The sequence below is a fragment of the Kitasatospora sp. NPDC059408 genome (assembly GCF_042751525.1).
Lineage (GTDB): Bacteria > Actinomycetota > Actinomycetes > Streptomycetales > Streptomycetaceae > Kitasatospora.
In genome coordinates, this window is sequence record NZ_JBHYWI010000024.1 from 70,305 (window position 1) to 85,175 (window position 14,871).

A 14,871-nucleotide genomic window follows, 5' to 3' on the forward strand; every position below is an offset into this window, starting at 1 on the left:
CGTACCTGTCGTGGGAGGAGGAGCCACGGGAGACGGCCTCTGCGCCTGCTCCTTCGCCTCCCGTGTCCGGGCCTGCCCCTGCCGTCCCGCCCCGCCCGTCCGGGCCTCCGTCCGCACCGCCGGGGGGTCCGTCCGCACCGCCTGGGGTTCCGGCCGCTCGACCGGAACCCGCCGCCGGGGCCGAGGCGCCGGTACCGGCATCGGCACCGGCGAAACCTCGCCCGAAGCCCCGCCCGAAAGCCCACCCGAGACCCGAACCGAGACTCAACCCGAGACCCGAGCCGAAAGCCCGGCCGCACGCCGTTCAGCCGAAGGCCGTCCAGCCGGGCGAGGAGTCCGCGCCCCCGCCGCCGCGCCCGCCCCGGCCGGCGGACGACCGGGAGCCGATCGCCCCCGGCGACCTGATCTGCGGCCAGTGCGGCACCGGCAACGTGCCCACCCGGCGCTACTGCCGCCGCTGCGGCGACCCGCTCGAAGACGCGCGGGTCGCGCCGAAGCCGCCGTGGTGGCGGCGGCCGTTCGTCCGCCGGCCGAGGCCGGGCCCGGTCGCGGGGGACCGTCCGCGCGTGCGCCGGCTGCGCCGCCCGCGGTTCGTCGTGCCGCTGGTGCTGGTGGCGCTGCTCGCCGCCGGGGGCTACGCGTACCGGGGCGAGCTGGCCGCCGGCGTCGAGGTGGTCCGCGACCGGCTCGCCACGCCGCAGCAGGTCCACCCCACCGCGGTCCGGGCCTCCAGCGAGGACCCGGCCCACCCGGCGGCGCTCGCCGTCGACGGGACCACCGACCGCTACTGGGCGCCCGCCCGCCCCGGGGACGGCCGCGGCGAGTACCTGGAGATGGACTTCGCGTCGCCGTTCCGGCTGCTCGACCTCGTGGTCTACCCCGGCACCTCGACCACCGCCGAGCAGTTCCTCACCCAGGCCCGCCCGCGCGAACTCACCGTCACCCTGACCGGCCCGGACGGCAGGGCGACGACCCGGACGGTCCGCCCGGCCGACGCGCCGGGCGAGCAGCGCTTCCACCTCGCCGTCGGCGACGTGGTGCGGATCCGCCTGACGGTCGACGCCGCCTACGGCACGGGACCGGACCGCAGGGTGGCCGTCGCCGAGGTGGAGTTCTTCGAACGTCCGTGAGGATTACGGAAATTGACTGTGCATCAGATCACTTCTGCCGGGGCGGCCGGGAGCCCGAGCGAGAGCAGCATCCGTGCGTGCCCCTTCCGGCTGCGCTCGGCCGCCGCCGTCTCCCCGCTCCGCTCGTGGGCGACGATCAGCGTCTGCCAGGCGTCGTCCCGGAACGGGTCGATCTGCACGCTGCGCGCCGCCGCCCGGGCGCCCGCGACCGGCCGCCCGCGGGCGAGTTCGAGCTTGGCGAGGACCAGCGCGGCCTCGGCGGCGGCGTGCCGGTAGTGCTCCCTGCGCTCCACGACCCACTCCGCCGGACCATCCTCGGGCAGCAAGTCCCCGGCGTACGCGTCCAGCGCGGCACGGAGGGCCCGGGCCGCCGCCTCCGGCCGGGCGGCCGCCTCGGCGTCCCGGCCCTCCGCGAGCGAGGTCTCGAACCGCCGCAGGTCGTAGCTGCCCTCCGGGGGGATGCGCAGCAGGTAGGCCTCGCCGGAGCGGACCAGCAGCCGCGATCCGCCGCGGGTGACGCCGGGCTCCAGGAAGGTCCGCAGCGCGGAGACGGCGACGTGCAGGCAGCGCGCGGCGGTGGCGGGCGGGCGCTCGGGCCACAGTGCCTCGACCAGCAGCTCCCGGTGGACGGGCTGGCCGGCGTGGATCGCCAGCAGTCGCAGCAGCGCCCGGGCCCGGGGGCGGATCGCCGTCCAGGTCAAGTCCCTTTCCCCCAGTGTGAGTTCGAAACCGCCGAAGCAGCGCAGCGACAGCGTGGCCGATTCGGCGGCGGGCGCGGGCGCGGGTGCGGCTGTCGACGCGACGCCGCGGGACGGCGGGCGCTCCCGCCCGCCGCCGGTGGTCCCGGTCGGCCGGCGACGCAGCAGGTGGCCGCGGAGCAGCGGGCCCCAGTGGAAGGTGCCGTCGGCCGGGTCGCGCCTGAGCAGGCCGCGCTCGTCGGCCAGGACGCCCAGCAGCCAGGCGCTCTCCGTGCCGCCGACGAGCGCGTCGCAGCGCGCCGCGTCGAGCCGCGACAGCGGGCTGACCTGCTCCAGGAAGCGCACGAGCCGCTCCGGGAGCGGCCGGATCACCTCGCGCTCCAGGTAGGCGTGGGTGAGGGAGCCGACGACGGCCGCGACGGCCTCCGGCGGGTGCAGGAGCGCGGGGCCGGCCAGCCGCAGCGCGGCGGGCCAGCCCTGGGTGAGCCCGTCCACCTGCGCCGTCTGCCGGGCGGAGGGCCGGCCGCCGTGCGCGTCGTGCAGCAGCCGGCGGACCTCGTCGGAGCGCAGCCGCAGGTCGGCGGGGCCGAGGACGGTGCTCGTGGCGAGCTCCCAGCGGGTCAGGTTGAACTGGGGCAGCCGCTGGCCGGCCAGCAGGAGACGGAGGTTGGGCGGGGCGAGCAGCGCGATCTCCTCCAGCGCGGCCTCGGCCTCGGTCCCGTGGATCAGGTGCAGGTCGTCGACGGCGAGCAGCACCGGGCCCGGCCGCCGCTCCACGCGGCGCAGCACGCTCTCGACGGTGAGCGGTCCGGCGCCGCCGCCGAGCGCGTGGCGGACGGCGGAGAGCAGGGCCCCGGCCTCGCTCGTGCCGCGCCAGGGGCGCCAGCGCACGATCGTGCCCGCGAACCGTTCGAGGTGCTGCGCGAGCAGCGTCGTCTTTCCGTAGCCGGCGGGTGCGACCAGGAGCGTCAGGGCACCGGGCGAGGCGCGGGCCAGCCGGTCGAGGAGGTGGTCGCGGATCACCCAGGAGGTCCGTGCCGGATCACCTGGGGCGGAGTGGATGTGGTGGGCGCGATCGTGCATCGAGGGTCAGCTCCCCCCGCACTGGTAGAGCTCCATGATGATCACTCAGTGTGATCGTTGGTAGACTACTGGAACGGGGCCGCCCTGTCGCCGGATATGCCGGGCCGCGAATATGCCGATCGCGGGCCGGGGCCGGGGCCGGTGGCGGTGGCGGTGCGGCGCGCTACGGGTGCGCGCCGGCCGGGGGCTGGGCCGCCGGGCGGTCGACGACCAGTTCCATGTGCATGGAGTCGGTGGACTCCCCGCCCCAGGCCAGGCCGCCGTCGAAGCCGTGCCGCGCCAGCTGCACCAGGAACTCGGCGTCGAAGTGCTCCGAACCGGCCGTCCGCTCCCGGGGGTTGTAGAAACCGCGTTCGACCAGCTGCGCCATCGAGGGGGAGGCGACGGCGGCGGCCGTGGTCGGCCGGGTGCCCTTCTTGCCCGCCTTCTTCTGCCCGAACAGGTAGGCGGGAGTCGCGAGTTTGGCGCGCAGGGAGGTGAGCGTCGCGGCCTGCTCGCGGGCGCCGAGCAGCGGGGCGAGCGCGGTGCGGCGGTCCTCGGCCGCGTTGACGACGGCGGTCAGCCGGTCCGCGTAGCCGCCGGAGGCCGTCAGGTCGAGCTTCTGCTCCCACTGCGCGAGCCGGCGGCCGGCCGGGCTCGTCTCGGCCGGCTCGGCGGCGTGCCGGACCGCCCGCTGGTCGCGGACGGCGGCGGCCTTCACCGCGTCGAGGTTGGCGAGTTGGGTGGTGAGCCGCTGGCGGCTCGGCAGGTCGGCCGCGTCGAGACCGGCCGCGGCGGCGGCCCGGGCGATCCGTTGCTCCTCGGCGGTGATCGCCGCCGTCCAGGGTGCGATGAGGGCGGGCACCTGGGCGAGGAGGGCGGCGCGGTCGGCGTCGGTGGTGGCCTCGAAGTAGCGGGTGCGCAGGTCGAGGAAGGCGTCGCGGTTGTCGCCGAGGGAGGCCTGGAAGGCCGCCGAGGTCTGCGCGAGGCGCCCGGACTCGGCGCGCAGCCGGTCGAAGTGCGCCTGGGCGGCGGGGGAGGGCGCGACGTCGGGATCCCCGGCGGTCGCGTCGCCGGTCGCGCGGATCAACGCCCTGCGCTGCCCGTACTCGCCCAGGTCGGCGTGGCTCTCCGCGCCGGTGACGGACCGGACCAGCTCCGCGGTCTCGGCCTTGCCGATCTGCGGCATGTTCGTGGCGTCGTAGTCGATGGCGTACCCGAGGGTGTGCATGGACGCCGGGGTGAACTTGGTGTTCGCGTCGAAGGACTTGCGGAAGGCGAAGGCGGTGCTGGACGACGGCATCGGGCCCTCCAGCGCCGTCGCCACCCCCTCCAGCCGGGCCTTGGCGTCGCGGTGCAGCCAGGGCCGGCCGGGCACCGCGGACTGCTCGATCGCGGAGTAGTGGGCGACGAGCGCGGCCACCGTGCCGAACCAGCCGAGGCCGGCCCGCAGGAAGTGCCCCTTCTGCGTGTCGGTGGTGAGCGGGACCCCGCCGCCCCCGCTCAGGACGTGCGCGGGGAGCGCGTTGACGGCCGCGAGCGCCTCCGGATCGCTCACAGGAGCCGTGTCCGCGCCGTCGACGCGCTGGACGACGCCGTCGACGCGCTGGACGACGGCCGCGGGCGCGGATCGCACCGACCGGACGAGCGCGGTGGTGGCCGCGTTCCCCGCCGCCCGTTGCAGGGACAGCAGAGCGGCGGCGGGAGTGTGCGCCACCGGGCTCGTGCCGGGCGCCATCCCCGGGCCTGCCCCCGACGCTCCGCCCCGCCGTGCCCCCGCCCGTACGCTCACCCGTCCACGGTAAGCGCCGCCCCCACCCGGGACCGCTGCCCGAACGGGCAGACCTTCGTGCCTGGTCGGCGGCTTCCCCGGTCCGCGCCGGGATTTCTTGACGCGTTCCCTACGTCGAATTCGGCAAAGTGAAGGCAAATTCGACGTATGGTCGCGGCCAAGGAATGGGGAGGGCCGGCATGGAGACGACACTGGAACCGGACCGGCGGGCGCTGGACGTCCTGGACACCGCGCGACAGGTCAGCGGCGGGCGGCTGGGCACCGAACACCTGCTCGCCGCCGCGGCCGCCGCCGGCGGCGGCGGCGCCGCCCGCGCCCTCACCGCCGCCGGAGCGCCCGCGCCCGCCCTGCACGCCGCCCTGCGCGACCGCCGCGTGGAGTGGACGGCCGACGACGGCGGGCTCGCGGACGCCGAGCGCCGGATCTCCGCGGCCGCCGCCCACGCCCTCGGCACGGCGATGGACCACGCCCGCGACGAACACGCCCCGAGGTTCACCGCCGAACACGTCCTGCGCGCCGTCCTCGCGGACCCCGGCAACCGCGCCGCCGAACTGCTCGCCCGCTGCGGCGTCGCCCCCGCCACTGTCCTCGCGCACCTCGACGCCCCGGCGGCCCGCGGCGGCCTCCACCCCCTGCTGCGCCCCACCCGGGACGCCGTCCTCGCCCACCGCGCCGGTCGGCAGCCGCGCTGGAAACGGATGCTGACGCGCCCGGCCGCCGCCGGAGCCGCCCTCGCCGCCGTCCGGCGGGAGACCGACGCCCAGGCCGAACGCCTCGGCCGGCGCTCGCCCGGCACCGAACACGTCCTGCTCGCCGTCCTCGCCCTGCACGAGGTCGCCCGCCACCAGCGGCAGCCCCCGGGCGGCGACCCGGACAGCGGCCCGGAGGGCGGCCCCGCGGACGGCTCGGCGGACGGTGAGGACTCCGCACTCGCCGCCCGGCTCGGCCTCGACCACGCCCGCGCGCACGCCGCCCTCGCCGACGGCGGGCTGCCGCTGCCCGCCGACCCGCGCTCCGTCGAGGCCTACCTGGCCGGCGCCCGCGACACCGACGCCCTGCTCCGGACGCTGCTGCGCGAGGACACCCGGGCCCGCCGCCTCGCCGAGACCCTGGGGGCCGACCTCACGGGCCCCGAGGGCCTCCTGGAACAATGATCACGAACCACGGAAGGGGCCTGGACATGCAGGTGACCATCGGCGAAGAACTGATGCTGCTCTCGCTGGACGACGAGTCCGGCGTCGCGAAGGAGGCGGCGAGCGCGGGCTGGGCCGTCGCGGGCGGCATCCTCGCGGACCTCGTGCTGGCCGGGCGCGTCACCGTCGACGACGGCCGGCTCGCCGTCGCCGACCGCACCCCCACCGGCGACCCGCTCCTGGACGGCCGCCTCGACCGGCTCGCCGAGTGGGCCGAGCGCAAGGGCGCGGGTCGGGGGGCGGGGAAGGCGTCCGGCTGGCTCACCACGGACCGCCCCACCGCCGTCCGCGACGCCGTCCAGCGCCTGTGCGAGCGCGGCCTGATCACCGAGGAGCGCCACCGCGCCCTTGGCATCTTCCCGGTCCGCCGCTACCCCGAGGCCGACCCGACGGTCGAGCGCGCACTGCGCGAGCGCCTCGCCGCCGCCGTCCTGCGCGGCGAGGACCCGGACGCCCGCACCGCCACGCTGATCGCCCTGATCCACGCGACCCGCCTGCACCGCCTGGCCTTCCCCGACCTGCCCCGCAAGGAGGTCGAGCCGCGGTTCGCGGCCATCGCGGCCGGCGAGTGGGCGAGCGGACCGGTCGGCGAGGCGATCCGGAACATGCAGGCCGCGATCGCGGCGATCACCGTCGTCACCGCCGCCACGGCCGCGACGACGGCGGTCATCACGTGACGGCGCGCTGCCCCGGACCCGACGGGCCCGGGGCAGCGCCGGGGCGCGTCCTTCGGATCAGCGGGTGGTGTAGCCGCCGTTGGCGAAGAGGGTCTGGCCGGTGATCCACCAGCCGTCGGTGGCGAGGAACGTGACGATCGGGACGATGTCCTCGATCTTCGTCAGGTCGTTGCCCATCGCCTGCGACTTGTGGAACGCCACGCGCTCCGGGGTCTCCTGGCCGTAGAAGAACGGGGTGTCCATCGGGCCCGGGGCGACGTTGTTCACCGAGATCCCGCGCGCGGCGAACTCCTTGGCCGCGGCCCGCGTGTAGTGCTCGACCGGGGCCTTGGCGCCCGCGTAGGTGGAGTAGCCGTCCGTGAACGCTGCGAGCAGCGAGGTCAGGATCGTGACGACCTTGCCGCCGTCGTTCAGCTGCCTGCCCGCCTCGCGGATGAAGAAGTACGCGGCCTTGGCGTTCACGGCGTGCATCACGTCGTACTCGGCCTCGGTGGTCTCCACGATCGGCTTGCGCAGCACCATGCCGGCCGTGTTGACGGCGACGTCGACGCCGCCGAACGTCTCCTTCGCGACGGCGAAGACGCGCTCCACCTCGGCGGGCTTCGTCAGGTCGCCCTGCACGGCCACCGCCTCGCCGCCGGCGGCCTTGACCGCGGCGACCGTCGCCTCGGCGTCCGCCGCGGTCCCGTCCGAGTGGTAGTGCACGACGACCTTCGCGCCGTCGGCGCCCGCGGTGCGGCTGATCAGTCCGCCGAGGTTCTTCGCACCGGCGCCGACCAGGACGACCTTGCCGGCCAGGGAGTGGTTGCTGCTCATGATCTACGGCTCCTCGCCAGATGGGGGATGTGTTCGCCGCGCCACTGTCCGCCGCGAGGCCCCTCCGGGGCTTGAACGATCCGGCGCCCCCTGGAACGAACCGCTCACGATCTCGCGCGGCACCCGGATCCGCCGCCGCCCGCGGTCGTCATCCGTCCCCCGGACGGACCAGAATCGACGGTATGACCACCCACGCGACGTCCCTGTCCGCCATCAAGCCGCACCTGCTCCGGCTCTCCGGCAGTGGCCAGGACCTCGACGAGGCCGTGGTCGAGCGCGGCCTCGAACGGGCCGCCACCGGGGACTCCCCGATGGAGGACGGGCCCACCCGGCACGTCCTCGCCGTGCACGCGGGCACCTCGGCCGACCTCGCCTGGTCCGCCGACGGCCGGCCCCGGCGCGAGCGCTTCCACCGCGGCCAGGCGCTGATCAACCCGGCCGGCTGGGCCTCCCGCCCGCGCTGGGGGCAGGACGCCGAACTCATGATCGTCGCCCTCGAACCGGCCTGGCTGGAGAAGCTCGCCACCGAGAGCGACCTGCCGGGGCCGCTGGAACTCGCCCCGCGCTTCCACCTGACCGACCCGTTCCTCGCCATGCTCGTCGAGCGCCTGGTCGCCGAGTACGAGGGCCCCCGCCCCGCCGACCCGCTCTACGCGCAGTCCCTGCTCCAGGCCCTCGCCGCCCACCTCATCCGCACGGCCGCCACCCGCGGCCCCGGCCTGCCCGAACGGGACGGCGGCCTCACCCCGAAGCGGCTCGACCGGGTCGTCGACCACATGAACGGCTACCTCGACGGCCGGCTCTCCCTCACCGACCTCGCCGCCGTGGCCGGCGTCAGCCCGTCCCACTTCACCCGGGCGTTCCGCGCCTCCACCGGCCAGTCGCCGCACCAGTACCTCGTCCGCCTGCGCCTCGAACACGCCCGCCGGGCCCTGCTCACCACCGACACCCCCATCGCCGCGATCGCCCAGCTCTGCGGCTTCGCCGACCAGAGCCACCTCACCCGCACGATGCGCCTCCACACGGGCACCACCCCGTCGGCGCTGCGGGCGAGCCGGGACTAGGGCGGCTGAACTCGGCCTCCCCCCACCGCCGTTCGCCCGTGTCATAGTGGCTTCCGTACGCTCCCCGGCGCGCACAGGGTTCGATGAGCACCTCTCATGTGACGGAGGGTCAACAGTGTCGCAAGAAGCTCTGAGCTCGGGGTTGAGCCGGAGGCGTCTGCTCCGCCTGGGGGCAACGGCCGTGGCCGTGGCCGGAGTCGGCGGATCGGTGGTGCCGGTCGCGGTCGGTGCCGAGCGGCTGCCGAATCTCGCGGGCGTCGCCGACGGGAGCACGTTCATGGCGTGGAAGGGCGTCGACGGGGACCAGCGGATCTGGTGGAACCAGCTTGTGAACGGCACCGGTTGGACCGGGCCGCAGCCGGTCGACGGCGCCGCCACCAGCGCCGGGGTCGCCCTGGCCGGGCCGTGGGGCGGGCCGTTGTGCATGGCCTGGAAGGGTGTCCTCGGCGACGAGCGGATCTGGTGGAACTCGTTCGACGGGGGTGCCTGGTCCGCGCCCCAGCAGGTGCCGGGCGCCGCGAGCAGCGTCGGCCCGGCGCTGACCGACTACGCCGGGGTCTTCATGGCGTGGAAGGGCGTCACGGGGGACCAGCAGATCTGGTGGAACAGCTACTACGGCGGGTGGACGGCACCGCAGGCGGTCCCCGGGGCGTCCAGTGGCTTCGGGCCCGCTCTGGCGGTCGACCGCAGCGGTGGGCCGTACGGCGTGCCGTGCATGGCGTGGAAGGGTGTCGACGGCGACCAGCGCATCTGGTGGAACAGCTACCAGGGCGGTTCGACGGGCAGCAACTCCTGGACCGGGCCGCAGCCGGTCGACGGCGCCGCCACCAGCGCCGGGGTCGCCCTGGCCGGGCAGCCGGGCGGCGGACTGCTCATGGCGTGGAAGGGGGTGGACGGCGACCAGCGCATCTGGTGGAGCCGGCTCTACCCGTCCTCGACGGTGTGGACCCCGCCCCAGGCGGTGCCCGGGGCGCGCAGTGGCGTCGGGCCCGCCCTCGCCGTCTACGGCGGGTCCACCGTCATGACGTGGAAGGGGGCGGACGGCGACCAGCGCATCTGGTGGAACCGGTTCGACCCCGGCGGGAGCGTCTGGTCCGATCCCCAGCCGATCCTCGGGGCGAGCACGGGTTTCCGTCCGGCCCTCGCCACCGTCGGGGCCTGAGGCGGTCCGGTCCGCCTAGAGTGCCACGACCGCCAGGACGAGCGCGATCAGCACCATCGACAGCCCCAGCGCGATGAACCCGTACTCCAGCGGCCGCCGTTCGCGCCCCTCGACGAGCACCTGGCGCGGGTCGGCCGGGTCGTAGCGCAGCGGTACGTGGCCACCGTCCGGCAGGGGGTGACGCCGGGTGGACGGGACGGGGGAGAAGACCTCGACCACCCGGCCGTCCTCGGTCTCGAACTGCAGCAGCGGACGCGGCGGCGAGACCCGGTCGTCGGGCGTCGGCACGCGCTCGCGCACCAGCGCCCGCACCGGCACCCCGACCCGCCGCAGCCGCCGCACCTCCCGCAACCCGACCACCCCGGCCAGGTACGCGACCACGCCCCCCAGCCCGCCGAACACCACCACGGCGAACCCGGCCGTCCCACCCACCACGCCTCCCTGCCCGCGCCGCCGTCCCAGGACCTCCAGTATCACGGACGGGCAGTTCGTCAGCCGTCGGCCGAGCGGTGGTCACGTCCTGAAATGGACACGTGACCCGTCCCCCGGGACTACCCTGGCGTGGTGGAATCCGACCGCAGCAACGGCGAGTTCGACTGGCGTCCGCGTCCTGATCGGGTCCGGGCCGTCGCGGCGCGTCCGCGCTGGTTCGTCCGCCGGATGCGCGTGGCGGCGGGCCTCGGCGTGCTGGCCTTCCTGCTCGTGGCCGGCGGTGTCCTGGCCTTCTTCCAGGCCATCCACTTCCCGTGCCTGTGCGGCGAGGGCCAACCCGTCGACCGCACCGCGGAGATCACGGCACTCGTCAGCGCGCTGGCGGGACTGCTGTCGGCCATCGCCGCCGTGCTCACCGCGGTCGTGTCCCTGGTCGCACTGCGGCGGGACCGGACCGAACCGGCCCCGCCACCGACGACGCCCGACCCCACCGGTCCGGCAGGCGATCCGCCCGCCCCCGCAGGCCCCCCTGCGAGCACCCCGAACGAGTCCGGCACCCACCCGTGGGTCCCGCCCTCGTCGCCGCACTGACACCGGTTCGGGCCCCGGCGATCGTGTCGGTTCGAGCTCTCCGAGCTCGGGCGGCCCCATGTGCCCGCCCAGAAGCGGTCGCGCCCCTCCCGGGCCCCTACACTTCGCCGAGGGGGACCGCCGGGTCGGCGAGGCGGGCCGGGTCCACCACCCGCCGGGAGCGGACGAGTTCGCGGATCGGGTCGGTGACGTCCCAGACGTTGACGTTCATGCCGGCGAGGACCCGGCCGTCGGCGAGCCAGAAGGCGATGAACTCGCGGGTGGCCGGGTCGCCGCGGAAGAACACGCGGTCGTAGCCGCCCGGGTCGACGTAGCCGACGTACTCCATGCCGAGGTCGTACTGGTCGGTGAAGAAGTACGGGACGCGGTCGTACCCGGCGTCGTCCCCGCCGAGCATCGCGCGGGCGGCGGTCTGGGGCTGGTTGACGGCGTTGGCCCAGTGCTCGACGCGGATGTGGCGGGCGAACAGCGGATGGTAGGCGTTGGCGACGTCGCCGGCCGCGTAGACGTCGGGGGCGGAGGTGCGCAGGTGCTCGTCGGTCTTGATGCCGTTGTCGGTCTCCAGGCCGGCGGCCTCGGCGAGGGCCGTGGCGGGCGCGATGCCGATGCCCACGATGACGACGTCGGCCGGGACGGTGCCGCCGTCGCCGAGCCGGACGCCCGTCACCGTGCCGTCGGCGCCGGTGAGTTCCTCGACGCGGACCTCGAAGCGCAGGTCGACGCCGTGCGAGCGGTGCAGGTCGGCGAAGACCTGGGCGACCTCGCGGCCGAGCACGCGCAGCAGCGGGAGCTCGGCGGCCTCCAGCACGGTGACCTCGGCGCCCGCCTCCCGGGCCGCGGCGGCGGTCTCCAGGCCGATCCAGCCGGCGCCGATCACCACGACCCGGGCGCCCGGGCGCAGCGCCGCCCTGATCCGGTCGCTGTCCTCGACCCGGCGCAGGTAGAGCACACCGTCCTGGTCGGCGCCGGGCACCGGCAGGCGGCGCGGCACCGAGCCGGTGGTGAGCAGGAGTTTGGCGTATTCGATCCGCCCGTCGTCGGCGAGGGTGACGGTGTGCGCGGCGGGGTCGATCGCGGAGACGGCCGTGCCGAGGCGCAGCGTGATGTCGTTCTCGGCGTACCACTGCGGCGGGTGGACGTAGATCTTCTCGCGGGGCGTCTTGCCGAGCAGGTAGCCCTTGGACAGCGGCGGCCGCTCGTACGGGCGCTCGTGCTCCTCGCCGATCAGGACGATGCCGCCCCGGTGCCCGGCCTCGCGCAGCGCCTGCGCGGCCTTGGCCCCGCCGAGCGACGCGCCGACGATGACGATCGGCCGCTCACGTCCGCTGTCGTCCGCGGTTCCCATGCTGAACTCCTCGCTCTCCGGCCCGGATCGACGGCCAGCCTGCCGCCTCGCCGGTGGCCTGTCGAGACCGCGCCGGGCGCGCCGCCACCGGCTCCCCCGTTCGGGTGAAGTCAGGTGGGGGGCGTGGCCTACGGCTGTGTCGCGTCGCGGACCAGGGCGGTGTCGGTGAATTGCTCGAAGCGCACGATGCGGCCGCCGCGCACCACGAAGTGGTGGGCGACGCGCACCGCGAGGGGTTTGCCGGTGGTCTTGTGGACGGCCGTGTAGCGGGCCAGGACGACGACGTTCTCGCCGTCCACGACGTAGGTGTCGTCGTGGGCCGTCCAGTCGTGCCACTCGGCGGCGAGGCGTTCCATCACGTTGCCGGTGACGCCCTTGGGGGTGCGGTAGGTGCCGGCGAGGGGGAAGCCGGCCATCTCCGTCCACTCGATGTCGTCGGCGAGGGTGGCGCGCAGGGCGGCGAGGTCGCCGCGGGCGGAGGCGAGGTACTGGCGGCGGACGACGTCGGCGGGGGCGGCGGACTCGTTGAACGCGGCGGTCCCGCGCGGGATCTCGATCATCGTGGCTCAGCCCCAGGTCGTCTCGCCCATGGCGACCTTCGTGCCGAGGTCGACGGCGATCGCCAGGCCGAGGTCCGGGAAGCGCTTCTCCAGGGCCTGTCTGGCCGCGGCGGCGTCCGGGGAACGGCCGATCTCGGTCTCGAAGGCGCGCAGGTAGTCGCGGGTGTGGAAGACGGAGGTGAGGTTGGTGGGCGCGCCGGCGGTGCGGTGGCCGGCCGCGACGAACTGCGGTTCCAGCGCCTCGATGCCGTCCAACAGGTCGATCCAGGCGGCCCGTTGCTCGGGGGCGGGGGTGTCGGCGGTCCACACGTGCAGGCCCTCGAACAGCAGTACGCCGCCGAGGACGGCGTGGTGGTGGTGTTGCCACAGGTAGTGCCGGTCGGGCAGGTGGAAGTCGGCGCCGCGCAGTTCGAACCGGTGGCCCTCGAAGACGAGTTCGTCGCCGTGCAGGGGCTCGGGCCGCACGAGCCGGGTGGGCAGCTCGGGGCCGAGGTGCGTCCAGGCCCCGAGCTTGGCCTCGTAGGTGTCCTGGATGTGCTGGACGGTGGACGGGGTGGCGAGGAAGCGGGCCTCGGGGAAGGCGTCCTGGACCTCCTGCGCACCGAAGTAGAAGTCCGGGTCGCCGTGGCTGACGAACACCGTGGTGAGCCGCTTGCCGGTGGCCCGGATCCGTTCGGCGAGGCGACGGCCGTCGGAGCGGGTGAAGCCGGCGTCCACCAGCAGGGCGTCGTTCGGGCCGGTGACGAGGACGGAGGTCTTGTTGAGGGAGCTGTCCGGGCTGTCGATGACCTCGAAGTCGAGCGCGCTCATGCGCCCGCCTCCCTTCGGTCGGCAGGCGCTTCGCGCAACACGCACCTCTCGATGATTTGCTCGCTTCGCTCGCTCATGCATCTTCCTTCCGGGGACAGGCGTCGCGCCCAGGATCGGTGCTCGGCGGCCCGCCCGCATCCCGGGAAGGGCCGCCGCGGCCGGCGTCACTCCGCGGGTCCCAGCCGCAGCACCGCCACCGCGCCCGCGAGCGTGGCGACCGCCAGCGTGGACCACAGCACCCCGGGCCCGGCCGCCAGCAGGGCCGTCAGCACCGCGGGTGCCGCCGCCCTGCCCACGCCCATCGACAGCTCCCAGCGGGCCAGCGCCCGCCCGAGCAGGTGCGGCGGCGCCACGGCCGCCACCAGGGCCGTGCCGGAGCCGGTGTAGAGGATCTCGCCCAGCGTGAACAGCACCGCGACCATCGCGATGCCCGCCGCGCCCGGCGTGCCGCCCAGCGAACCGGCCGCCCAGAAGCCCAGGAACGACAGCGACAGCGCGAACCCGGCGGCCGCCATGACCACGCGCCGCGGCCGGTGCGCGAGGCGCAGCACCAGGGCCAGCTGGAGCGCGAGCACCAGCACCGTGTTGCCCACGAAGACGCCGGACGACCACGCGGGCGAGGCCTGGAGGTGCAGCACGAGCAGCGCGGGCAGGGCCACCTCCAGCACGTCGAAGCAGAAGGCGTACGGCACGTTGGCGAGGCTGAGCAGGGTGATCCGCCGCATCGGCGTGCGGGGGCCGGTCTGCGGAGCGCCGACGGGAGCGGAGGGAGCGGGCGGAGCCGTCACCCGCAGCGAGCGGACGAGGGCGGCGGCGCCGAGGCACGCCACGCCCGTCACGCCCGCGAGCAGCCGGATCGCGCCCTCGCCGCCGGTCACCGCGACGGTGGCCAGCAGCGCGCCCGCGCCCATCCCGGCGTTGCGCAGCGAGCGCCCGGCGGCCAGCGCCGCGTCCCGCAGCCGGCCCTCGGTCAGGGTGCTGACCACGGCGGCGTGGGTGGCCGGCCAGGACTGGCTGCCCACGCCGATCAGCACGGCCGCCGCCGTGAAGCCGGGCAGGCCGCCGGCCGCGAGCAGCGCGAGCGCGCCCAGCGACCGCACCGCGAGCGTCGCCGCGGCCGGCAGGGTGCGGGCGCCCCGGTCGATCCACCGGCCGGTCAGCGGCACCACCATGAGGCCCACGACCATGCCGAGGGTCATCGCGAGGCCGGCCCCGCCGGCGGTCAGGTGCAGCACCTCGATGCCGTAGAGCAACAGGAACGGGCGCAGCAGGCCGGTGCCCACCGCGTCCACGAGCAGGGCGGCGGCGTAGCGGGGCCCGCCGGCGGCGGTGAGCAGGGTGAGGAGGGCGGACGGGCCGCGGCGGCTCGTGCCGACCGGCGGCGCGGGCGGCTCACCGGCCCGGGCGGCGGCGTGGTCGTGGACGGACTTCTCCTGGATCAGGCTCATGGCCGACACCGTGCGCCCCGGCCGGCCGCCGGGGCACGTCGATTGACGGTTCGCGTCAATCGGCGGCGGGGTGCATCGGGCCTGGTGGGAG

14 protein-coding genes are annotated in these 14,871 nt (G+C 75.6%); 6 read left to right on the plus strand and 8 right to left on the minus strand.

The window, feature by feature from the left end; genetic code table 11:
* Positions 1–566: 566 nt before the first annotated feature.
* Entirely contained in the window at positions 567–1,130 is a 564-nt protein-coding gene (locus tag ACFXDE_RS18145) for a discoidin domain-containing protein (protein ID WP_380495363.1), read from the plus strand.
* Between the two features lie 23 nt (positions 1,131–1,153).
* On the opposite strand, the gene ACFXDE_RS18150 is transcribed toward ACFXDE_RS18145, so the two are convergent.
* Together ACFXDE_RS18150 and ACFXDE_RS18155 are read right to left on the minus strand one after the other, a co-directional pair.
* The gene (locus tag ACFXDE_RS18150) at positions 1,154–2,911 is read right to left on the minus strand and encodes a BTAD domain-containing putative transcriptional regulator (RefSeq protein ID WP_380495365.1); all 1,758 of its coding nucleotides are present in this window, start codon (positions 2,909–2,911) and stop codon (positions 1,154–1,156) included.
* A 163-nt stretch (positions 2,912–3,074) separates the two neighbouring features.
* On the minus strand, positions 3,075–4,628 hold the full coding sequence (locus ACFXDE_RS18155) for a hypothetical protein (protein ID WP_380495367.1): 1,554 nt from the start codon (positions 4,626–4,628) through the stop codon (positions 3,075–3,077).
* A 233-nt stretch (positions 4,629–4,861) separates the two neighbouring features.
* On the opposite strand from ACFXDE_RS18155, the gene ACFXDE_RS18160 reads away from it, so the two are divergent.
* Entirely contained in the window at positions 4,862–5,836 is a 975-nt protein-coding gene (locus ACFXDE_RS18160; protein ID WP_380495370.1) for a Clp protease N-terminal domain-containing protein, read from the plus strand.
* Between the two features lie 26 nt (positions 5,837–5,862).
* A complete protein-coding gene (locus ACFXDE_RS18165) occupies positions 5,863–6,552 on the plus strand; it encodes a GPP34 family phosphoprotein (RefSeq protein ID WP_380495372.1) in 690 nt (229 codons plus the stop codon).
* A 57-nt stretch (positions 6,553–6,609) separates the two neighbouring features.
* Here ACFXDE_RS18165 and ACFXDE_RS18170 read toward each other — a convergent pair whose 3' ends face one another.
* On the minus strand, positions 6,610–7,368 hold the full coding sequence (locus ACFXDE_RS18170) for an SDR family oxidoreductase (RefSeq protein WP_380448089.1): 759 nt from the start codon (positions 7,366–7,368) through the stop codon (positions 6,610–6,612).
* 182 nt (positions 7,369–7,550) lie between these two features.
* Between ACFXDE_RS18170 and ACFXDE_RS18175 the strand changes: the two genes are divergently transcribed.
* Both ACFXDE_RS18175 and ACFXDE_RS18180 read left to right on the plus strand, forming a co-directional pair.
* Positions 7,551–8,432: a helix-turn-helix domain-containing protein gene (locus ACFXDE_RS18175; protein WP_380495374.1), complete on the plus strand. Its 882-nt coding sequence runs from the start codon at positions 7,551–7,553 to the stop codon at positions 8,430–8,432.
* Positions 8,433–8,613: 181 nt separating this feature from the next.
* Positions 8,614–9,594 (plus strand): hypothetical protein, encoded by a 981-nt coding sequence (locus tag ACFXDE_RS18180; RefSeq protein ID WP_380495376.1) that lies wholly within the window; start codon positions 8,614–8,616, stop codon positions 9,592–9,594.
* 15 nt (positions 9,595–9,609) lie between these two features.
* Here the strand turns inward: ACFXDE_RS18180 and ACFXDE_RS18185 are convergent, their stop codons facing one another.
* Positions 9,610–10,026: a DUF3592 domain-containing protein gene (locus ACFXDE_RS18185; RefSeq protein ID WP_380495378.1), complete on the minus strand. Its 417-nt coding sequence runs from the start codon at positions 10,024–10,026 to the stop codon at positions 9,610–9,612.
* Positions 10,027–10,158: 132 nt separating this feature from the next.
* Here ACFXDE_RS18185 and ACFXDE_RS18190 point away from each other — a divergent pair, with 132 nt between their 5' ends.
* Complete coding sequence (locus tag ACFXDE_RS18190) at positions 10,159–10,617, plus strand: hypothetical protein (protein WP_380495380.1); 459 nt, start codon at positions 10,159–10,161, stop codon at positions 10,615–10,617.
* Between the two features lie 97 nt (positions 10,618–10,714).
* Here the strand turns inward: ACFXDE_RS18190 and ACFXDE_RS18195 are convergent, their stop codons facing one another.
* The 4 genes from ACFXDE_RS18195 to ACFXDE_RS18210 all read right to left on the minus strand — a co-directional run bounded on the left by ACFXDE_RS18195 (position 10,715) and on the right by ACFXDE_RS18210 (position 14,780).
* Complete coding sequence (locus ACFXDE_RS18195; RefSeq protein ID WP_380495382.1) at positions 10,715–11,962, minus strand: NAD(P)/FAD-dependent oxidoreductase; 1,248 nt, start codon at positions 11,960–11,962, stop codon at positions 10,715–10,717.
* 128 nt (positions 11,963–12,090) lie between these two features.
* Positions 12,091–12,522 (minus strand): nuclear transport factor 2 family protein, encoded by a 432-nt coding sequence (locus ACFXDE_RS18200; protein WP_380495384.1) that lies wholly within the window; start codon positions 12,520–12,522, stop codon positions 12,091–12,093.
* Positions 12,523–12,528: 6 nt separating this feature from the next.
* Positions 12,529–13,332, minus strand: coding sequence for an MBL fold metallo-hydrolase (locus ACFXDE_RS18205; RefSeq protein WP_380495386.1), 804 nt, complete (start codon positions 13,330–13,332; stop codon positions 12,529–12,531).
* 164 nt (positions 13,333–13,496) lie between these two features.
* Positions 13,497–14,780 carry an MFS transporter gene (locus ACFXDE_RS18210; RefSeq protein WP_380495388.1) on the minus strand — a complete coding sequence of 428 codons (1,284 nt, stop codon included), beginning with the start codon at positions 14,778–14,780 and terminating at the stop codon, positions 13,497–13,499.
* Positions 14,781–14,871: the final 91 nt, after the last annotated feature.